Here is a 19,150-nt window from a genome sequence, read left to right as displayed (position 1 = left end):
ACTTGGATTGCGAAGGCTCCTTCGCGTTGCCGTCCGTGGAGTATCGCTGGCCGCAGGCAGCGGAGGATCCTCCGGTCGGCGGAGATGATCAACCGATCGTCTCCGCCCTTGACAGGACTGCGGGGCGTCCACTTGGGCCGCATCTCACTGGGTCTGTGCCGCTATCGGTTGATCATCGACGGTCACATCGCGGCGCTGATATCGCCTGAGCAGCCAATTCTTTCCCTCGAGCCGGGGGCAGCGCGCCGGAAGCGGCGTTGCGTACCGGAGGCAATCAGGGTCGAAGGATCCCGCAGGCGAGACCATCCGCCATGAGCCTGACCAACGTCTCCCCAAGCTCTGTGGCCTGTCGGATTGTTGACTCGAAGGCGTCGAGCCGCCGGAAAGCCTCCCCCTGCACCCGCTGCTCGTCGAGCGGCAGCCGCCGCACCTGAGCCCGCCGGATGTCGAAACGCAGCGTCCCCGACAGGCTCGACGCCTGCTTCTCGTTGGTTGATGTGCGCAGCTGCCCGGCAAGGAACCACGAGTCGAGCGCTGCCGGGTTGGGCCGCAGCAGGTAGAGGTTGCGCCCGAGCAGCGCCCCTTCGGTGGCGACCACCCGAGCGGTGAGCGCTCGGGCGATCATCGGCACCACCACATCCCCCACGGCAAGCGCAATCTTCTGCCCGAGCTTGCCGTCGTCGCGCCCAGAGGCGCCCTCACCGTTCAGCACGTCCTGCACGGTGAGCACGGGCGGCCCGTCACCTGAGGTCCCCTGCCCCTCGGTTGAGGCGGTCCGGATCGGACCGATGAGCTGCAACGCACCCGTCCGGGCCAGCTCGCCGACCGAGAGGGTGAGCGCAGCAGCCCCGTCGGGCTCGGGGGTTACCTGCGGCATCAAGGCCGGCAGGTCACCGACGATGGCGGCCAGGCGTTCTCTGGTGCGTACCACGTGCTCGCCGCTCTGCTCGCCCCCGACGGCGGGTTGCCGGCGGGAGGGGGTGAGGTCGACCTCCTCGTCGAGCAGCTCGATCACTGGAACCGCGCGAGCGAATCCGGCTTCCTCGACCTCCGCCTCGGGCGCGGCGGTGAACGCACGCCAGGCGGCGAGCACCCGAGGCGCCAACTCGACGAGGTCACCCTCGCCGGCGTCGACCAGCAGCGCCCGCGCCGGTGCGGGCGCGTCGGCCGCAGGTCGCCGCAGCACCCACAGGTGCAGCGGTACGCCGTGCGGCGCGGCCACCCCGCTGGGCAGCGCGACGACGGCCCGAAGCGCGCCACGGCGCAGCAGGTCCGCCCGGATCCGTCGCCCGGCCCGCCGGCTCGCCGCCGCCGGCGGCATCAGGAATACGGCGTGCCCGCCCGGTCGCAGGTGGGCCAGGGCATGCTGCACCCAGGCCAGTTCCGGCTCGGTACGCGGCGGGGCGCCGTACTCCCAGCGCGGGTCGTAGCCGAGTTCCTCGTGTCCCCAGTTGCTGGCGCCGAACGGCGGGTGACAGAGCACCGCGTCGACGTGGCGGCCGGGGAACGCGTCGGCGCGCAGCGAGTCGCCGGGGCAGACCTCCCCGGGTACGTCCCGCAGGGCGAGCCAGAGCCCGGCCAGCCGGGCCAGGGTCTCGTCGAGTTCCTGCCCGTTCGCCGAGGTGCAGCCAGCGCGGACGGCGGCCCGCAGGGTGGCGCCGGAGCCGGCGGCCGGGTCGAGGACGGAGCCGCCGCCGACGTCGGCGAGGCCGACCATCAGGTCGGCCAGGTCGTCCGGGGTGGCCCACGGCCGGCCCGGGCCGGGGGCGGAGAGGCGCTGCCACAGTTGGTCGAAGGCAGCCTGCGGGCCGGACTCCTCGGCGAGGGCGTCGATGTCGGGAAGCAGGTCGGTCAGGCGTCGGTCGACCTGCCGGGGTGACGGGCGTTCGCCGCGTTGCCGGGCGAGCAGCAGCGCGCCGACGGCGGCGAGCGCTCCGGGGCCGACCTCGGGGGTGGGGGCGAGCCGGCGCCAGAGCCGGTCCACGGCGGACAGCTCGGGCAGCTTGCCCTGGCCGCGCAACCACTGCTCGACCTGGGTCAGGTCGAACTCGGGGCTCGCCGCCGTGCCGGCCACGGGGGCCGGGAAGTCGGCATGCCGCTTGCGCCAGTTGCTGACCGCCGCGCGTCCGACCCCGGCGAGCCGGGCGATCTCCGCCGCCGTGATTGTCGCTGTCTCCTGCACCTCCGAAGTGTGTCACACCCGTCAAGCATCATGTATGTTGACACCGTTCACAGAGGATGCTCTTATTGACGCCGCCACGGTTCACACCAGGAGGACATCGATGCGCAAGACCACCACCCTCGCCCTCATCGCCACCGGCCTCGTCGCGCTGGGCTGCGGCTCCGGCGCCACCGACAACGCGGGCGGCTCGGGCAACGACACCAGCGGCGGCAAGGGTGGGGACACCCCCGCCAAGACCGCGAAGATCGGCAAGCCGGCCCGGGACGGGAAGTTCGAGTTCACCGTCAAGTCGGCCAAGTGCGGCGTCGCCAACGTCGGCGACAGCACCCTCGGCGCGAAGGCGCAGGGCCAGTTTTGCCTGGTCACCATGACCGTCAAGAACATCGGCAAGGAAGCGCAGATGTTCGACGGCAGCAGCCAGAAGGCGTACGCGGCCAACGGCACCGAGTACTCCGCCGACGGCGGGGCCGCCATCTACGCCAACAAGAACGCCGAGACGTTCCTCAACGAGATCAACCCCGGCAACCAGGTCACCGGCGTGGTCGTCTTCGACATCCCGAAGGACGTCAAGCTCGCCAAGCTCGAGCTGCACGACTCGCCGTTCTCCGGCGGCGTGACCGTCTCCCTCACCTGACCCACCGCCGACCCGGGGCGGGCAACCCGCCCGCCCCGCCCTGCCCCGTGTTCACGAAGGAGACCGTCATGACCGACCCGACCGATTCCGCGCCGCCGCCCGACGAGTCCGCCAACATGACCGGCGGGTCGCCGCAGCCGGACCCGCTCCTCGCCGGCGCCGCCGCGGTCCCGCCCGCCGGTGGCCCTCAGGATGCCGCGGTCGCCGGAACGGACAGCCCGGCCACTCCCCCCGCGCGCTCCAACACTCGCGCCTGGGCGGTCGGCGGCATCGCCCTCGTCATCGCCCTCGGCATTGGTGGTGTCGTGATCGCCACGAATGGCGACCAGACGACCCAGGCCGGCCCGACGTCCACGAGTCCGAGCACTGCCACGCCGACCACTGGCACGCCCACCGCCGCCGTCCCCACGACGGCGGCCCCCACCAGCGCCGCGCCTTCGCCGAGGAAGACCGCTGCGCCGCCGAAGCCGCCGTCCTACAAGACCCTGACCGCCCGGCAGTGGAAGCTCATCGCCAAGAATCCCGACGGGCACATCGGCGAGCACTACGTCGTGTACGGCCGGGTGACCCAGTTCGACGCGGCGACCGGAACCGACACGTTCCGAGCCGACGTCGCCCACCGGCGGATGGCCGACGAGTTCGACTACGAAACCAACACCATGCTCTCCGGCTCGGGATCGGACCTGGAGAACCTCGTCGAGGACGACACCTTCCGCGCCAACGTCATGGTCCTCGGCTCGTTCAGCTACGACACCCAGATCGGCGGCTCGACGACCGTGCCGCTGCTCCAGATCGACTCGATCAAGGTGGTCTGACCCCTACGGCATGACAGGAGGCGTCGTGCGTCCCGATGAGTTCCTCCACGCCCTGCACCTGCTCCCCCCGGCACTGCACGCCCGCGCCCTTCCACTGCGCGGCTATGTCCTCGGTGCCGCTTGCGCGGAATGCCTGCGGATCGGCGACGCCGTGGCTATCGCGCTCACCGCCGCCCACTACGACGAGATCGGCTCGGCCGAGCAGCTCCTGGACACCGCCACACGGCTCGCCGCCGCGCACGGCACCGCCTGCCGGCCGCAGCCGGGCCAGCAGCGCGGCCGTGGCCGGGTCGGCCGGTGGGCAACGGCGCCGGCACCGGTCGTCGCCGCGACCGACGCCAGTTGGAAGGGGCGCGGCGGCGGGATCGCGTACGTGGTCAGCGACGGCCACTACGGCCTGCGCGGCCGGGGCACCGGCCGACTCGACCCGACCGGCGCTTCCCGGGTGCTGATCAACGAGCTGCGCGCGGTCGACTTCCTGCTCTCCGCCTACGAGCAGGCACCGGCGGGGATGACGGTGCTGCTGGACAGCATCGTGGCGCTGCGCTGGCTGCGGCGATGGCAGACCGGCGAGGTGGCCGCGATGCCGGCCGGCTACAGCCTGCGACCGCGCCGCTGGTCCGAGCAGCCGACCCCGGTCCGGCTCGCCGAGCAGGTGAGCCGCCGGCCGGACCTGTCCTTCCAGCACGTCAAGGGGCACAGCGGACACGCACTCAACGAGGCCGCCGACGGACTGTCCCACATGGCCCGGCGCCGGCTCGAGGAGACCTTCGACGTACGCCCGCGGGCGCACGCCCTCGTGGAGGCGTTCCTCGAGGACTGGCACGCAAGCCTCACCCGCTGAGCGATCCGCGACTTCACACACCACCCAGCAGCGAATCTACGAGCTGTCGATCCGAAGATCGCACGTGCCTGGAGACGATGATGACTTTCCTCCCCGACTCCGACCGGACCCGCTGGGCCGGTCCCGGCCTCCTGCGGCGCCGACCCGCCGGCCTGCTGCTCGCCGCCACCCTCGCGACCGTCGGTATCAGCGCGTGCGGCGACGACGGCGCGGCGCCCGCCGCTAGGTCGACGCCGTCGGCCACGGCGGCATCGCCCACGGCGGCATCCCCTACTCCGAGCCCGACGCCACCGCCCGACCAGGACGGCGACGGCATCCCGGACAGCAGCGACACCTACCCGCACGACCCGAAGAACATCCCGCAGCAGGAACCCTTCGTTCTCACCTGTTACCTCACCGACGGCTTCGACGAGCACCGGACGTTCACCATCATCACCGGGAAGGACGGCCGTCCCGACTTCAGCGAAGCCTGGGCCGCGAAGCCCGTGTCCTGCGACGCCGACCAGGAGATCCGTCCGGTCAGCCCGGTCGAGGTAGCGGCGTACAAGACGTCCGGCTACGACGACAGCGACATCGCGGTGTTGTATCAGATGTGCGCGGAGGTTGACGCCGAGGACGCGTACGCCGAGGCGGGCTTCGCCGCGAGCAGCGAGCAGATCCCGGAAATCAACGCGGCGTTGACGCTGTGCCCCGCCCACCCGTACGCGAAGAAGTGGCGTGCGGCGGTGCGGAAGGGCCAGGCGGACGCGGAGCTGGCGGCGCAGGGGCGGCTGTTCCCAGACGGCACCTACCGCGTCGGCAAGGAGATCAAGCCGGGCACGTATGTCACCACCTACGTCGACGGCTGCTACTGGGAGCGGCAGGACCGCTCGGGCAACACGATCGACAACTACTTCACCAACGGCGCCCGCCGTGTACAGGTCACCATCCGTTCCTCCGACTACGCCTTTCACTCGGAGAACTGCGGCGAGTGGCGCCCGGCCCGCTGACATCCCTGGTCCTCGCACCACCACCGCCGCGTACCGGCCCGAGCCGTGACGAGCCCACTTCCCCGCCCCTCCCAGGAGGTCGCCTGATGAACCACACCGAACCCCTGGTCGAGCTGATCTTCGACCGGCTCGCCGCCGACCGCGTACCCGATGACACCGCCGAGGTGGTCCTCGCCGCGCTGACCGGCGAGGCCGACCTGGCCGCCGCGCTCGCCGGCGCGCCGACCGCCCTGGAGCCGCAGCGCACCGCGGCGGACGAGCCGCGGGAGCGGATCTGGCTCTCCTCGGTCACCGTCACCGGCTTCCGCGGCGTCGGCCCGGAGCGCACCCTCGCCATCGAGCCCGGCTCCGGGCTGACCGTGGTGGTCGGACGCAACGGCTCCGGCAAGTCCAGCTTCGCCGAGGCGGTTGAACTGGCCCTGACCGGGGACAGCGCGCGCTGGGCGGACCGCAACAGCGTGTGGCGTACCGGATGGCGCAACCTGCACGCCGGCGACCCGTGCCGGATCGCCGTCGAGCTGCGGGTCGACGGGGTGGCCACGCCCACCCAGGTGGTCCGTTCCTGGCCGTCGGAGGCCGAGCTGGGCGACGCCGAGGTGGCGGTCACCAGTGCGGGCGGCACGTACCGGGATCTCGCCGAGCTGGGGCTGGCCCGGCCGCTGGAGCTGTACCGGCCGTTCCTCACCGCCGCCGAGCTGGGCCGGCTCACCGCCGGCACACAGAGCCAGCTCTTCGACGCCATCTCCGCAATCCTCGGCCTGGAGGGAATCACCGACGCCGACCGCCGCCTGATGGCCGCCGCACGCCCTGTCGACACCGCCATCAAGGAGGTACGCGAACAGCGCGGCACCCTGACCGCCACGCTCGCCGAGGTTCCGGACGACCGGGCCCAGCGGGCCGCGGCACTGCTCGCGGTGAACCGTCCGGACCTGTCCGCGCTGACCGGGATCCTTGACGAGCCGGAGGAACCCACCGCCGACGAGGCGGTGCTGCTGTGCCGGCGGCTGGCGGACATGCAGGTGCCCGACGCCGACGAGGTGACCCGCCTCGCCGGGCAGCTGCGGGATGCCGCCGCGGAAGCGCGCCGGCACCACGGCGGCCGATCGCGGGCGTCGCTGCGCAGCGCGGAGCTGCTCCGGTTGGCCGTCGAGTACCACGACGACCGGGGTGACGGGTCGTGCCCGGTCTGCGCGACGGGCCGCCTCGACGGCGACTGGCGGAGCCGCGCGGCGGCGTCCCTGGCGGAGCTGCGGGACCGTACCCTCGCCGCCCAGGCCGCCGCGTCCCGGCTGACCGCGCTGCTGCAGCGGGCGCACTACCTGATCGACGACCTGGACGTGCCCACCGGCGACGCCGACGGGGTGCCGGTCGACGACCTGCACGCGGCGGTGACGGCGCTGCGGCTGGCGCCGGGCGGGCCGGAGGAGCTGGCCGACCACCTGACCGCCCGGTACCCGGCGGTGTTCGCCGCGGCGGAGACCGCGCGGGCGTACGCGAAGGAGCTGCTCCGCCGACGCGACACCGGCTGGCAGACGGTGGCCGCGGAGCTGCGGGCGTGGATCGCGTCGGCCGGGACGCTGCCGGAGCGGGAACGCGCCCTTGCCCGGGTGAAGGCCGCGCGGGCGTGGCTGAAGACGACCGGGGCGCAGCTGCGCAACCAGCGGGTGGCGCCGTTCGCCGAGCACTCGCAGCGGATCTGGGAGCGGCTGCGGCAGGAGAGCAACGTCGAACTGGGCGCGATGACCCTGGCCGGGGCGAACACCCGGCGGCGGGTGGTCATCCCGGTCAGCGTGGACGGTACGGACAACGGCACCGCCCTCGGGGTGATGAGCCAGGGCGAGATGCACGCCCTCGGGCTGGCGACGTTCCTGCCGCGCGGCTGCGCGCCGGAGAGCCCGTTCCGGTTCGTCGTCGTCGACGACCCGGTGCAGAGCATGGACCCGGCCAAGGTGGACGGGCTGGCCCGGGTGCTCGCCGAACTGGCCGAACAGCGGCAGGTGGTGGTCTTCACCCACGACACCCGGCTGCCCGACGCCCTCGCCCGCCTCGACCTCGGCCGGTCCCGCATCATCGAGGTGACGCGCGCGGAGCGGTCGGTGGTGACCCTGCGACCCGGCTCCGACCCGGTGACCCGCTACCTGGACGACGCGCACGCCCTCGCGCGCGCCGAGGAGATCGCGTCCGAGGTGCGCGGGCCGGTGGTGGCGGAGCTGTGCCGCTCGGCGATCGAGGCGGCGTGCCACCGGATTGTGTGGCGGCGGCGGGTGGCCCGGGGTGTGCCGCACGACGACATCGAGGCGGCCGTCGTGGCCGCGTCCCGGCGGCTCACCACCACCGTGGCGCTGGCGCTGTTCGACGACGCTGGCCGGGGCGGTGACGTCCTCGGGTACCTGGGTCGCCGGCACGGGTCGCGGGCGGTGAACGCATACAAGGCGTGCAAGGAGGGCGTGCACGGGGCGTACCTGTCCGGCCTGCCCGAGCTGGTCTCCGACGTCCGGCACCTGGCGGACGCGCTGCGGACACACGCCCCTGCCGTGCCCACGCCCCGCGACGGTGCGGAGGTCCGGTCATGACCGCGCCGGCGTCCCGGCGCTGCCTGGCGGCGGCCGACCAGATGCTGCGCGGGTCCGGCCCGCTCGGCGTGGCCGCGGTGGCCGCCGGCTGGTGGCCGCGGGCGTGCGCCTGCCTGATCCGGCTCGCCCTCGAAGGCGGAATCGACGCCTACTGGCGGCGGACCCGTCCGGTGGTGGCCGCCTGCCGGCAGGGCCGGGCGAAGCAGCTGATGCTGCGCAGCCGCTTCGGGCCCGGCCCTGCCGTGGCCCGACGGGTCGCCTTCGCCTGGGCGGCCCTGTCCGCCGCCGCTCACCACCACTGCTACGAGCTGGCACCGACGGCCGCCGAGTTGCGTCGCCTGCACACCGAGGTGAGCGCCCTGCTCACCCACCTCGACGGAAGAACGGAACCCCATCGATGACCTACCCTCAGCCCGGCCCCGACCCCACCCGCCCGCAGCCGCCGCTCCCTGCGGTCACCGGCCCGTACCCGCCGGTGTCCGCCGTCCCCCGGCCCTACCCGCCGGTGTCCGGGCCTGCCGGTGCCTACGGTCCGGTGCCGGCCACGCCTTATCCGGACCCACGGAGCCTGCAGCTGCCGCTGGCACGGCCCGTCCTGACCTCGGGCATGGCAACGGCGTCGCTGGTGCTCGGGATCCTCGGCGTGCTCGGCGGCTGGTGCCTGTTCGGCCTGCCCTGCGTTCTCGCCGTCATCCTCGGTCACCTGGCTCTGCGCGATACCCGCGACGGCACGCGGTCCGGGCACGGCATGGCGGTCGCCGGTCTCGTCCTGGGTTACGTCTTCGTCGGCCCGATGATCCTGTTCACCCTCATGGTGTTCTTCGGCAGTTTCCTGACCGCTGTCACCCCGACGCCCTGACGATGGCACCGCCCCCTCACCCCGCTCGGCCGGGTCACCAGTCACGGGCCCAGTCCGGCGGCGGTACGACGGCGAGCTGCGGCCGTCTCCGGCGCGACGCCGTACTCCGTCAGCAGGAACGCGCGCAGGGCGTCCGCCGGCAGCTCGGCGTCGACGTGGATCCGATACCGCACTCTCTACCCCTCTCCGAGGCCCAGCAGGTAACGGGTCACAGTGCTTGCCTCGGCGGTCCGCCGGGGAGTTGGCTGTCGGGTATGGCCCGCATCGCGTACCACGACACCGACGCCGAGGCGTTCGCCGCGACCCGGCACCTCACCGACGACGGTCTCACGGCCTGGCGAGCCGCCGTCACCCGCCACCTCACCCCGCGTCCGGGGATGCGACTGCTCGACCTGGGCGCCGGGACCGGCGCCTGGGCGCGCGCGTTCACCGACTGGTTCCCCGGCGTCGAGGTCATGGCCGTCGAACCGTCGGCGGCAATGCGCGCCCGGTGCCCGTTCACGCCGCTGGTCGCGGGCGACGCCGGGCACCTCCCGCTGGCCGACGGCAGCGTCGACGGCGCGTGGCTGTCCACGGTCATCCATCACGTGCCCGACCTGCCCGCGGCGGCGCGCGAGCTGCGCCGGGTGCTGCGGCCCGGAGCCCCGGTACTCATCCGGTCCGCGTTCGCCGGACGCCACGAGGCGATCACGCTGTTCGACTACTTCCCCGAGGCCGTTCGCGTGCTGGACACGTACCCCGGCATCGCCGACGTCGAGGCCGCCTTCGCCGCCGCCGGCTTCGCCACCGCGGCGGTCGAGCAGGTTCCGCAGGTCACCGCACCGTCGCTGCGGGAGGCGGCGGCCGGCCTGCGCCGGGAGGCGCACACGCCGCTTCAGCTCATCACCGACGCGGAGTACGCCGCGGGCGTCGAGCGACTGCGGGGGGGCAGCAAGGACGGTCGACGGCCCGGTCGTCGACGCCCTCGATCTGCTCGTGCTGCGCTGAAACACGCGATTAGGGTGGGGCGATGGATCATCGTCGGTGGACGGTCGTCGGAGCGCCGTCGAGCGCCGGTGCCCACACCCCCGGCATCGAGCGCGCACCCGCCGCCCTGCGTGCCGCCGGCCTGCTCGATCTGCTGGGCGCCGACGTCGAGGACGCCGGTGATGTGCCGGGCTTCCGGTGGCGGCCGGATCCGGCGTACCCGAGGGGTCAGAACGCGGGCGCGGTGGCCGCCGTCGCCTCGGCGGTGGCCGACCGGGTCGCGGCGGCGGTGCGCCGGGGGCGTGCGCCGCTGGTGCTCGGCGGCGACTGCACGGTGACTGTCGGCCTGGTCGCGGGTTGCGCGCGGGCTGGGCTGTCGCCCGCGCTGGTGTACGTGGACGGCGGTCCGGATCTCTACACGCCGGAGACCCGCGCGAACGGCAACCTTGATGCGATGGGGCTGGCGCACATGCTCGGCCTGCCGGGGACGCTGCCCGAGGTGGCGGGTGTCGGGCCGGATGTGCCGCTGCTGTCACCGGAACGCGTGGTGGTGTACGGGGACTCGCTGCCCCGCGGTGACCACGAACGCGAGCTGGTGGCGGATCTGGGACTTGCGTACGTGCCGGCCGACGAGGTGCACGCCGACGCGCGGGCGGCGGCGCGCCGGGCCCGGTCGGTGGCCGAGGGCGCGGCCGGCCGGTTCGTGGTGCACTTCGACGTGGACGTGCTGAGTTTCGTGGACGCGCCGCTGGCGGACGTGCCGGAGCCGTTCGGGCTCGGCCTCGGCGAGGCGGCGGCGACGCTGGCGGAGCTGGTGGCGAGCCCGCGGTTCGCCGGGTTGTCGGTCACCGAGATCAACCCGGATCATCTGCCGGACGACGAGCTGCTCCCCCGGTTCGCCGGGGTGCTGGCCGGGGCGCTGACCGGGCGCTAGGCGGTTTCCGCGAGGTGCAGCGGCAGCACCTTCGCGGCGCTCACCGCCAGCTCGCGGTCGAGCACCTGGTCGCGTGGCACGAAGACCATCGCCTGTCCCTCGCCGAGCACCACGTCCTCCTGCCGGGCGTCGGTGGCGCCGCGGAAGACGTACACGGTGACGGTGTGCGGAAAGCCCTCCTCGTGCGGGCGGGGGCCGCTCCACAGCAGATGCAGGTCACCGGCGGTCAGCCCGGTCTCCTCGCGTAGCTCGCGCCGGGCGGCCTGCTCCGGTGTCTCGCCGGGCTCGATGCTGCCGCCGGGCAGGCTCCACTGGTACGGCGACACCGAGGTGTTGCCGTCGCGGTGCTGCATGAGGATCGCGCCGGTCGGGTCGACGAGCAGGACGAGGGCGACGTCATATGCGGCCACAGCCTGAGCCTGCCACGCGGCACCGGCGGCGCGCAGTCCCGACTTTCCGCCGCGCCGATCGAAAGTTCTACTCATAGCATCGAAAGCCATAGACACATCGACATGTCTTTTGTAGCGTCGGTCGCAGCCGACGAAGGAGTGCGACCATGTGCTACGGACATGACGGACACGCCGCGCTGCAACAGTCACTTGACCGGCGTGGCCTGCTGCGCGGCTCCCTGGCGGCGCTCGCCGGGATCGGGCTCGCCACCGGACTCGGCGCGACTGCCGCCCAGGCGGGTGGGGCGCATCACCACGGCCGGCGTCCGGTGCCGAAGGAACTGATCAGCCTCCAGCTCTGGACGGTCCGCGACGCGCTCAACGGCTCGCCCGGCTACGACGCGACGCTGGCGCACCTGGCCCGCATCGGCTACCCCCGGGTCGAGCTGGCGCTGGGCTACTTCGGCCGTACCGCGCAGGAGCTGCGCCGCTTCCTGGACGGCATCGGCATCAAGGCCAGCTCCAGCCACGACGGCATCGCCGCCGACGCCGCCGCGCTGGAGGAGAAGATCGCGAACGCCCGGACGCTGGGCCAGCGGTTCATGGTGGTGCCGTACCTGAACTCCGACCGCGAGGACGACTGGAAGCGCTGGGCGGAGCAGATGAACGTCGAGGCCGCCGCCGCGCGCAGGGCGGGCCTGCGGTACGGCTACCACAACCACGCGCACGAGTTCACCATCGACTTCGGCAACGGCCGGCGGCCGTGGGACGTGCTGACCGAGGAACTCGACCCGCGCCTGGTGCACCTGGAGATCGACATCTACTGGGCCGTCACCGGCGGCATCACCTCCGGCGAGGGCGTCGACGACCCGGAGGGCTTCACGCTCGACGTGATCCGCTCGGCGCCGCAGCGCGTGTTGCAGTACCACGTCAAGGACCGCGACCCGGCCACCGGCGACATGGCCGACCTGGGCACCGGGATGATCGACTTCGCGCGGATCTTCCGGGGGCACCAGGTGATGGAGTACATCGTGGAGAACGACACCCCTGATGTGACGCCGCAGCAGACCGCCGCCGTCGGCTACCGCTACCTGCGCCACCTGCGGTTCTGACCCCCCGGCGGGGGCGCGGACCGCCGCCGGACGTGACACGCTCGGGGGTGGCCACGCCGACCGAGGGGGGTACGCGATGACCGACGAGCCGGACGACGTCCACTACGACCGCCTCTATCGCGACGCCGAGCGCCCGCCCTGGGAGATCGGCGGCCCGCAGCCGGCGCTCGCCGAGGTCCTGGACACCGGGGTACGCGGCCCGCGCGTGCTCGACGTCGGCTGCGGCACCGGTGAGCTGGCGCTCGCGCTGGCCCGCCGCGGACACGACGTGACGGGCGTCGACATCTCACCGGTGGCGATCGATCAGGCCCGGGCCAAGGCCGCCGCGGCGGGCCTGCCGGCGCGCTTCGAGGTGTGCGACGCGACGGCGATCCCGGTGCCGCGGGTGCCGTACGACTCGGTGTTCGACTCCGGGCTGCTGCACTCGCTGGACCGGCGCGGCGCTGCCGTACGCGACTACCTGGCACTGCTGCCGCGCCTGACCGCGCCGGGCGGCGCGGTGTTCGTCCTGGCGGTGTCACCGGACGCGGGCGAGGGCTGGGGCCTGGACGCGGGCACGCTGCGCGCGGCCTTCCCCGAGCCGCCGTGGACGCAGGTAACTGTCGAGTCGATCGACGTGCTCGCCCGGGTCGGCGGCGCGGACCTGCGCCTGGCCGGCAACCTGCTGCACGCCACCCGCTCCCCCGCCGGTCCGTAGCGCGCCGGCCGCGCCACCACCGCACGGGCGGCGAGCGGCGTCAGCGACGCCAGTGCTGGCGTGGGGCGTAGCCCTCGCGGCGCAGCCAGTGTTCGGTGTAGACGATCCGGTCGGCCTCGATCACCACAAGGGGGTCCTCGGGCGGCTCGGACAGCGACCGGCCCCGCTCGGCGTGCTCGTTCTCCCAGCGGAACGCGGCCCAGTGACGGGCCCGGTCGGGGTGCTCCGGGCCGAGCACCCGGGCGGTGCCGAAGACCTGCGCACCGCGGCTGCTGGCCAGGCCGACCAGCGGCGCGAAGACGCCGACCGACACCCGCGGGTCGGCGGCGATGTTGCGCATCTTCGGTGAGCGCGGCGCGGCGGTGAACATCAGCGTGAAGTCGAGCGGGTAGTAGCGCACCGGCGTGGCCAGCGGCCCGTCCGGCCCGGCCGTCGCCAGCACGCACATGTTCTGCGACGACAGCAGGTTGAGGATGCGTTCCTCCAGGCGGTCCCGGTCCAGCTTCCTCGTCGGCGCCGGTCCGGTCAGCCAGGGGTTCGTCAACGGCACGGCGCGTCCTCGATCATGACGGCACCCTACCGGCAGAGTTCAGGCCACCGGTGCCGTGCTGGCCCGCAGCACCACCTCGCCGGGCAGCCGCACGATCCGGCGGCGGCGACCGGTGTTCTCGGTCAGCGCCAGCTTCATCGCCTCCTCGCCGAGCCGGTGCAGCGGCAGCGCCACTGTGGTCAGCGGCGGGGTGAGGTCGCGCACGACCGGGATGTCGTCGAAGCCGGCGACCGAGACGTCGCCGGGGACCGACAACCCGCGGTCGCGCAGCGCCGCGTACGCGCCGACGGCCATCACGTCGGTGCACGCGAACACGCAGGTGGCGTCGAGCCCGCGATCGAGCAGCTCGGTCATCGCGCGGTAGCCGCCGTCGCGGGTGAACGCCGCCTCGGCCACCGCGCCCGGGTCGAGCGCCACACCGGCGGCGGCCAGCTCGTCGCGGAACCCGCCGAGCCGGTCGGCGACAGTGGTCAGCTCGGGCGGACCGGACAGCACCGCGAAGCGGCGGTGCCCCAGGCCGAGCAGCGCGCGGGCCAGCTCGACGGCGCCGGCCCGGTTCTCCGGCAGCACGCTGTCGACCTTCAGGGTGCGGTGCCGGCTGACCACGGCGACCCGGCCGCCGCCGTCGAGGTAGGGCGCCAGCTCCGCGGCCATCGCCCGCTCCCAGCGGGGATCCTCGAAGCCGGAGCCGATGAGCAGGATCGCCGGGGCCCGTTCGGCGCGCAGCATCGACACGTACGCGATCTCGCGTTCCGGGTCGCGGAAGGTGCTGGCGAGCATGACCAGCAGGTCGTTGTCGGCGGCGACGCGCATGACGCCACCGGCGACGGCGGCGAAGTAGGGGTCGGTGACGTCGTGGCAGACCACGCCGACGCTGCGGCGGGACGCGCCGGCCAGCGCGCGGGCGTGGGCGTTCGGGGTGTACGCGAGCCGCGCGGCGGCGGCCAGGACGCGGTCGTGCAGGTGCGGGGTGACGCGCCTGCCGTTGAGCGCCCGGGAGGCGGTGGCCAGGGAGACGTCGGCCGCTCTGGCCACGTCTTCCAGCGTCACGTGCGACATCGATGCGTCTCCCTGCGGAACGTCTTGACCCGGTGTTCCGGCGTGGCTACGGTAGCACCCTGAAAGCGCTTACTGAAAGCGCATTCACCTGCGGGGAGGCCCAGTGGAACGCACGTCCGTCGGCATCATCCTCAACGGCGTCACCGGCCGGATGGGCTACCGGCAGCACCTCGTCCGGTCCCTGCTCGCCATCCGGGACCAGGGCGGCGTGCCGGCCCGCGACGGCAGCCGCATCTGGCCCGAGCTGACCCTCGTCGGCCGCGACGAGAACCGGCTCGCCGCCATCGCCGCCCGGCACGGGCTGTCGTCGTACACGACGGACCTGGACGCGGCGCTCGCCGACGACGCCCACCGGATCTACTTCGACGCGCAGGTGACCACCGCGCGGGAGAAGGCGATCCGGGCCGCGATCGAGGCCGGCAAGCACGTCTACACCGAGAAGCCGCTCGCCGAGGGGTTCCTCGCCTCGCTGGAGCTGGCCCGGCTCGCCGCCGCCAAGGGCGTCCGCAACGGCGTCGTGCAGGACAAGCTGTTCCTGCCCGGCCTGCGCAAACTCAAGCGGCTCGTGGACGGCGGCTTCTTCGGCCGGATCCTGTCCGTGCGCGGCGAGTTCGGCTACTGGGTGTTTGAGGGCGACTGGCAGGCCGCGCAGCGTCCGAGCTGGAACTACCGCGCCGAGGACGGCGGCGGCATCACGCTGGACATGTTCCCGCACTGGCACTACGTGCTGGAGCAGATCATCGCCCCGGTCACCGCCGTCACCGCCGTCACCGCCACGCACATCCCCGAACGCGTCGACGAGACCGGCGCCCGTTACCGGGCCACCGCCGACGACGCCGCGTACGGCATCTTCGAGCTGGCCGGCGGCATCGTCGCGCAGGTCAACTCGTCCTGGGCGGTCCGGGTGCACCGCGACGAACTGGTCGAGTTCCAGGTCGACGGCACGCACGGCAGCGCGGTGGCCGGGTTGCGCGACTGCCGCATCCAGCACCGGGGCGCCACCCCGATGCCGGTGTGGAACCCCGACCTGCCGGTCACCGAGCCGTTCCGCGCGCAGTGGCAGACCGTGCCGGACAACGGCGAGCACGACAACGCGTTCAAGGTTCAGTGGGAGGCGTTCCTGCGGCATGTCGTCGACGACGAGCCGTTCCCGTGGGACTTCCTCGCCGGCGCGCGCGGCGTGCAACTGGCCGAGGCCGGGCTGCGCTCGGCCCGCGAGGGGCGGCGGGTGACGATCGAGGAGATCCCCCGGTGAGCACACGCATCACGCTGCCGACGCCGGGCGGCGGTACCGAGAAGCTGACGCTGCGCGAACCGCCCGCCTGGCACCGGCCCTCCGCGCCGCCGGCGCGCCGGATCGCGTACGCGGCCGCGCACGTCGTCGCCGACCCGTACGCCGACAACTCCCCCGGCCGCCCGGCGCGGCTGGACTGGGACGCGACGCTCGCGGTGCGGCGTGACCTGTGGTCGTGGGGCCTCGGTGTGGCCGAGGCGATGGACACCGCGCAGCGCGGGATGGGGCTGGACTGGGCGGCCACGCGTGAGCTGATCCGGCGCAGCGCCGCCGAGGCCGCCGCCTGCGGCGGGCGCATCGTCGCCGGGGCCGGCACCGACCAGCTCACCGGTGTGCCCGGCACGCTCGACGAGGTGGTCGCCGCGTACGCCGAGCAGGTCGCCGTCGTCCAGGAGTGCGGTGCCACGCCGGTGCTGATGGCCAGCCGGCACCTCGCCGCGCTCGCCACCGGCCCGGACGACTACCTGCGCGTCTACGAGCGGGTGCTGCGGGAGGCCGGCGCGCCGGTGGTGCTGCACTGGCTCGGCGACATGTTCGACCCGGCGCTGTCCGGCTACTGGGGCTCGACCGACCTGGACGAGGCCACCGCGACGTTCGCCGCGCTGGTGCACGCCCACGCCGACCTGGTCGACGGCGTGAAGGTGTCGCTGCTGGACGCCGGCCGGGAGGTGCGGCTGCGGGAACTGCTCCCGCCGGCCGTGCGGGTCTACACCGGCGACGACTACCACTACCCGGAGCTGATCGAGGGCGACGGGAAGCGGTTCAGCCACGCGCTGCTCGGCGCGTTCGCGGCAATCGCCCCGGCCGCGTCGGCCGCGCTGGGACGGCTCGACGCGGACGACCGGGCCGGGTTCCGGGCGATCCTCGACCCGACGGTGCCGCTGTCCCGCCACCTGTTCGCCCCGCCCACGCCGTACTACAAAGCCGGCATCGCGTTCCTGTCCTGGCTCAACGGACGGCAACCGGGCTTCACCATGGTCGGCGGCCTGCACGGCGGGCGCGGCGTCCCGCACCTGGTCGAGGCGTTCCGGCTGGCCGACGCCGCCGGGCTGCTCGGTGACCCGGAGTTGGCGGCGCGGCGGATGCGCGCGTACCTGGACGTCGCGGGCGTGCCCGGATGACCGCCGATGACCGGCTGGCGCGGCTGTCGCTCAACCAGCGCACCACGCAGCGCTGGTCGGTGGCCGAGGCGGTCGACGGCTGCGTGCGCGCCGGCATCCCGGCGATCGGGCTGTGGCGCGAGCCGGTGGCCGAGATCGGCGTACCGGCCGCCGCGCGGCTCGTCGCCGACGCCGGGCTGCGGGTGTCGTCGCTGTGCCGGGGTGGGTTCCTCACCGCCGCCGACGAGGCCGGACGGGCCGCGGCGCTCGCGGACAACCGGCGCGCGATCGACGAGGCGGCCGAGCTGCGTGCCGCCTGTCTGGTGCTGGTCGTCGGCGGTCTGCCGCCCGGCTCCCGCGACCTGGCGGGTGCCCGGCAGCGGGTCGCCGACGCGCTGGCCGAGCTGGCGCCGTACGCCGCTGCGCGCGGGGTACGCCTCGCGCTGGAGCCGCTGCACCCGATGTACTGCGCCGACCGGGCGGTGCTGTCCACGCTCGGGCAGGCGCTCGACCTGGCCGAGGCGTTCCCGGCCGAGCAGGTCGGCGTCGTGGTGGACACGTTCCACGTCTGGTGGGATCCGGACGTGTGGCGGCAGATCGCCCGCGCCGGGGCACGGATCGCGAGCTTCCAGGTCTGCGACTTCCTCACCCCGCTGCCGGCCGACGTGCTGCTCGGGCGCGGCATGATGGGCGACGGGCACATCGACTTCCCGCCGCTGCGCCGCGCGGTGGAGGCCGCCGGATACACCGGCGACGTCGAGGTGGAGATCTTCAACGCCGAGGTATGGGCCACCGAACCGGACCTGGTCCTCACCACCATGATCGCCCGGTACGCGGAGCGCGTGCTCACCGACTGACCCCAGCGTCACGAATCCGGCCTGTCGGATGAATCGGGTGGCCGCTCCCCCGGATCCGGGGGCAGGATCGGGATCATGGCATCCCCGCACCTCACCACCCCGATCACCACCGACCTGCTGCGCGGCGCGCTCGACCTGGAACAGACAGCGGACGGGGTGCTGCCGCACCGGCTGCCCGCGTGGGCCCGGGCGCAGAACACCGACCCGCAGCTGACGATGGCCGAGGCGATGCCGTCCGGCGTACGGCTGGTGTTCCGGACCCGCGCCACCACAGTCGAGCTGGACGTCCTGCCGACGAAGATGGTCTACCGCGGCACCGGGCCGCGTCCCGACGGCCGCTACGACCTGGTCGTCGACGGACACCTCGCCGGTCAGGCCACCGCCGACGGCGGCAGGGTGCTCACCGTCGACCTGGCCACCGGCGCGGCCGGCGTCGAGCCGGGTCCGGTCGCCACGGTGCGCTTCGCCGGCCTGCCCGCCACCGACAAGGAGGTGGTGATCTGGCTGCCGCAGCGGGAGATCACCGAGCTGGTGGCGCTGCGCACCGACGCGCCGGTCGAGCCGGCCGACACGGGTGGCCGGCGGGTGTGGCTGCACCACGGCAGCTCGATCAGCCACGGCTCGGACGCGGAGAGCCCCACCGGCACCTGGCCTGCGGTGGCCGCCACGCTCGCCGGCGTGGAGCTGGTCAACCTCGGGTTCAGCGGCAGCGCCCTGCTCGACCCGTTCACCGCCCGCGCGATGCGCGACACCCCGGCCGACCTGATCAGCGTCAAGATCGGCATCAACGTGGTGAACAGCGACCTGATGCGGCTGCGCGCGTTCGGCCCCGCCGTGCACGGCTTCCTCGACACCATCCGCGAGGGGCACCCGCAGACCCCGCTGCTGGTCGTGTCGTCGATCCTGTGCCCGGTGCAGGAGGACACGCCCGGCCCCGGCGCGGTCGACCTCGTCGACGGCCGGGTGCGGTTCCGGGCCACCGGCGACCCCGCCGAGCGGGCCACCGGCCGGCTCACGCTGCGCGTCATCCGCGCCGAGCTGGCCCGGATCGTGGCGTCCCGGGCCGGGGCGGACCCGAACCTGCGCTACCTCGACGGGCTGGAGCTGTACGGCGAGGCCGACTACACCGAACTTCCGCTGCCCGACGAGCTGCACCCCGGCCCGGCCGCCGACCGGCGCATCGGCGAGCGGTTCGCCGCGCTGGCGTTCGGCCCGAAGGGACCGTTCGCCGCGGCGGAGTGACGGACATCCGCCCACGGCGCGGTGTGACCCAGGTCACGCCGTGCCGTGATCCGT

Annotated in this window: 19 protein-coding genes and 1 pseudogene; 15 read left to right on the top strand and 5 right to left on the bottom strand. The window is 73.6% G+C overall.

The window, feature by feature from the left end; genetic code table 11:
- Positions 1-274: 274 nt before the first annotated feature.
- Complete coding sequence (locus tag NMK34_RS06845; RefSeq protein ID WP_318332688.1) at positions 275-2,182, bottom strand: N-6 DNA methylase; 1,908 nt, start codon at positions 2,180-2,182, stop codon at positions 275-277.
- Between the two features lie 100 nt (positions 2,183-2,282).
- Between NMK34_RS06845 and NMK34_RS06840 the strand changes: the two genes are divergently transcribed.
- The 7 genes from NMK34_RS06840 (at position 2,283) to NMK34_RS06810 (ending at position 8,896) form a co-directional block, all read left to right on the top strand.
- A complete protein-coding gene (locus NMK34_RS06840; RefSeq protein ID WP_318332687.1) occupies positions 2,283-2,816 on the top strand; it encodes a DUF4352 domain-containing protein in 534 nt (177 codons plus the stop codon).
- Between the two features lie 68 nt (positions 2,817-2,884).
- Positions 2,885-3,631, top strand: a complete 747-nt coding sequence (locus tag NMK34_RS06835) for a hypothetical protein (RefSeq protein WP_318332686.1) — start codon at positions 2,885-2,887, stop codon at positions 3,629-3,631.
- A 25-nt stretch (positions 3,632-3,656) separates the two neighbouring features.
- Positions 3,657-4,475, top strand: a complete 819-nt coding sequence (locus NMK34_RS06830) for a ribonuclease HI (RefSeq protein WP_318332685.1) — start codon at positions 3,657-3,659, stop codon at positions 4,473-4,475.
- An 80-nt stretch (positions 4,476-4,555) separates the two neighbouring features.
- On the top strand, positions 4,556-5,464 hold the full coding sequence (locus NMK34_RS06825; RefSeq protein ID WP_318332684.1) for a hypothetical protein: 909 nt from the start codon (positions 4,556-4,558) through the stop codon (positions 5,462-5,464).
- An 86-nt stretch (positions 5,465-5,550) separates the two neighbouring features.
- Positions 5,551-8,037, top strand: a complete 2,487-nt coding sequence (locus NMK34_RS06820; protein ID WP_318332683.1) for an AAA family ATPase — start codon at positions 5,551-5,553, stop codon at positions 8,035-8,037.
- Positions 8,034-8,438 carry a hypothetical protein gene (locus tag NMK34_RS06815; RefSeq protein WP_318332682.1) on the top strand — a complete coding sequence of 135 codons (405 nt, stop codon included), beginning with the start codon at positions 8,034-8,036 and terminating at the stop codon, positions 8,436-8,438. Before NMK34_RS06820 ends, NMK34_RS06815 begins: the two co-directional genes overlap by 4 nt.
- Before the next feature lie 206 nt (positions 8,439-8,644).
- The gene (locus tag NMK34_RS06810) at positions 8,645-8,896 is read left to right on the top strand and encodes a DUF4190 domain-containing protein (protein ID WP_318332681.1); all 252 of its coding nucleotides are present in this window, start codon (positions 8,645-8,647) and stop codon (positions 8,894-8,896) included.
- A 41-nt stretch (positions 8,897-8,937) separates the two neighbouring features.
- On the opposite strand, the gene NMK34_RS06805 is transcribed toward NMK34_RS06810, so the two are convergent.
- Positions 8,938-9,069: a hypothetical protein gene (locus NMK34_RS06805; RefSeq protein WP_318332680.1), complete on the bottom strand. Its 132-nt coding sequence runs from the start codon at positions 9,067-9,069 to the stop codon at positions 8,938-8,940.
- 81 nt (positions 9,070-9,150) lie between these two features.
- Between NMK34_RS06805 and NMK34_RS06800 the strand changes: the two are divergent.
- A pseudogene (locus tag NMK34_RS06800) lies at positions 9,151-9,883 on the top strand (class I SAM-dependent methyltransferase).
- 22 nt (positions 9,884-9,905) lie between these two features.
- Complete coding sequence (locus NMK34_RS06795; protein WP_318332679.1) at positions 9,906-10,796, top strand: arginase family protein; 891 nt, start codon at positions 9,906-9,908, stop codon at positions 10,794-10,796.
- Here the strand turns inward: NMK34_RS06795 and NMK34_RS06790 are convergent.
- Complete coding sequence (locus NMK34_RS06790) at positions 10,793-11,206, bottom strand: NUDIX hydrolase (protein ID WP_318332678.1); 414 nt, start codon at positions 11,204-11,206, stop codon at positions 10,793-10,795. The genes NMK34_RS06795 and NMK34_RS06790 overlap by 4 nt on opposite strands.
- Positions 11,207-11,352: 146 nt before the next feature.
- Between NMK34_RS06790 and NMK34_RS06785 the strand changes: the two genes are divergently transcribed.
- Both NMK34_RS06785 and NMK34_RS06780 read left to right on the top strand, forming a co-directional pair.
- Entirely contained in the window at positions 11,353-12,297 is a 945-nt protein-coding gene (locus NMK34_RS06785) for a sugar phosphate isomerase/epimerase (RefSeq protein WP_318332677.1), read from the top strand.
- A gap of 76 nt (positions 12,298-12,373) precedes the next feature.
- A complete protein-coding gene (locus NMK34_RS06780; protein ID WP_318332676.1) occupies positions 12,374-12,994 on the top strand; it encodes a class I SAM-dependent methyltransferase in 621 nt (206 codons plus the stop codon).
- Positions 12,995-13,034: 40 nt separating this feature from the next.
- Here NMK34_RS06780 and NMK34_RS06775 read toward each other — a convergent pair whose 3' ends face one another.
- Positions 13,035-13,544, bottom strand: coding sequence for a pyridoxamine 5'-phosphate oxidase family protein (locus NMK34_RS06775; RefSeq protein WP_318332675.1), 510 nt, complete (start codon positions 13,542-13,544; stop codon positions 13,035-13,037).
- Between the two features lie 39 nt (positions 13,545-13,583).
- Positions 13,584-14,603 (bottom strand): LacI family DNA-binding transcriptional regulator, encoded by a 1,020-nt coding sequence (locus tag NMK34_RS06770; protein WP_318332674.1) that lies wholly within the window; start codon positions 14,601-14,603, stop codon positions 13,584-13,586.
- A gap of 103 nt (positions 14,604-14,706) precedes the next feature.
- On the opposite strand from NMK34_RS06770, the gene NMK34_RS06765 reads away from it, so the two are divergent.
- The 4 genes from NMK34_RS06765 to NMK34_RS06750 all read left to right on the top strand — a co-directional run bounded on the left by NMK34_RS06765 (position 14,707) and on the right by NMK34_RS06750 (position 19,096).
- Positions 14,707-15,858 carry a Gfo/Idh/MocA family protein gene (locus NMK34_RS06765; protein ID WP_135240036.1) on the top strand — a complete coding sequence of 384 codons (1,152 nt, stop codon included), beginning with the start codon at positions 14,707-14,709 and terminating at the stop codon, positions 15,856-15,858.
- Entirely contained in the window at positions 15,855-17,018 is a 1,164-nt protein-coding gene (locus NMK34_RS06760) for a dihydrodipicolinate synthase family protein (protein WP_318332673.1), read from the top strand. The genes NMK34_RS06765 and NMK34_RS06760 overlap by 4 nt, the downstream gene beginning before the upstream one ends.
- Positions 17,015-17,854, top strand: coding sequence for a sugar phosphate isomerase/epimerase family protein (locus NMK34_RS06755; RefSeq protein ID WP_318332672.1), 840 nt, complete (start codon positions 17,015-17,017; stop codon positions 17,852-17,854). Before NMK34_RS06760 ends, NMK34_RS06755 begins: the two co-directional genes overlap by 4 nt.
- Before the next feature lie 75 nt (positions 17,855-17,929).
- Positions 17,930-19,096: an SGNH/GDSL hydrolase family protein gene (locus NMK34_RS06750; protein ID WP_318332671.1), complete on the top strand. Its 1,167-nt coding sequence runs from the start codon at positions 17,930-17,932 to the stop codon at positions 19,094-19,096.
- The last annotated feature ends 54 nt before the right edge of the window (positions 19,097-19,150 follow it).

Source organism: Micromonospora sp. BRA006-A, from assembly GCF_033433935.1.
Lineage (GTDB): Bacteria > Actinomycetota > Actinomycetes > Mycobacteriales > Micromonosporaceae > Micromonospora > Micromonospora aurantiaca.
Note: the sequence above shows the minus strand (reverse complement) of the source record. Positions and strands in the feature narration are given on the sequence as shown.

What these genes read in the sequence shown, in the direction of transcription:
- NMK34_RS06840 (WP_318332687.1), top strand. Translation starts at nt 2,283, where the DNA reads ATGCGCAAGACCACCACCCTCGCCCTCATCGCCACCGGCCTCGTCGCG.
- NMK34_RS06835 (WP_318332686.1), top strand. Translation starts at nt 2,885, where the DNA reads ATGACCGACCCGACCGATTCCGCGCCGCCGCCCGACGAGTCCGCCAAC.
- NMK34_RS06825 (WP_318332684.1), top strand. Translation starts at nt 4,556, where the DNA reads ATGACTTTCCTCCCCGACTCCGACCGGACCCGCTGGGCCGGTCCCGGC.
- NMK34_RS06820 (WP_318332683.1), top strand. Translation starts at nt 5,551, where the DNA reads ATGAACCACACCGAACCCCTGGTCGAGCTGATCTTCGACCGGCTCGCC.
- NMK34_RS06815 (WP_318332682.1), top strand. Translation starts at nt 8,034, where the DNA reads ATGACCGCGCCGGCGTCCCGGCGCTGCCTGGCGGCGGCCGACCAGATG.
- NMK34_RS06810 (WP_318332681.1), top strand. Translation starts at nt 8,645, where the DNA reads ATGGCAACGGCGTCGCTGGTGCTCGGGATCCTCGGCGTGCTCGGCGGC.
- NMK34_RS06795 (WP_318332679.1), top strand. Translation starts at nt 9,906, where the DNA reads ATGGATCATCGTCGGTGGACGGTCGTCGGAGCGCCGTCGAGCGCCGGT.
- NMK34_RS06785 (WP_318332677.1), top strand. Translation starts at nt 11,353, where the DNA reads ATGTGCTACGGACATGACGGACACGCCGCGCTGCAACAGTCACTTGAC.
- NMK34_RS06780 (WP_318332676.1), top strand. Translation starts at nt 12,374, where the DNA reads ATGACCGACGAGCCGGACGACGTCCACTACGACCGCCTCTATCGCGAC.
- NMK34_RS06770 (WP_318332674.1), bottom strand. Translation starts at nt 14,603, where the DNA reads ATGTCGCACGTGACGCTGGAAGACGTGGCCAGAGCGGCCGACGTCTCC.
- NMK34_RS06755 (WP_318332672.1), top strand. Translation starts at nt 17,015, where the DNA reads ATGACCGCCGATGACCGGCTGGCGCGGCTGTCGCTCAACCAGCGCACC.
- NMK34_RS06750 (WP_318332671.1), top strand. Translation starts at nt 17,930, where the DNA reads ATGGCATCCCCGCACCTCACCACCCCGATCACCACCGACCTGCTGCGC.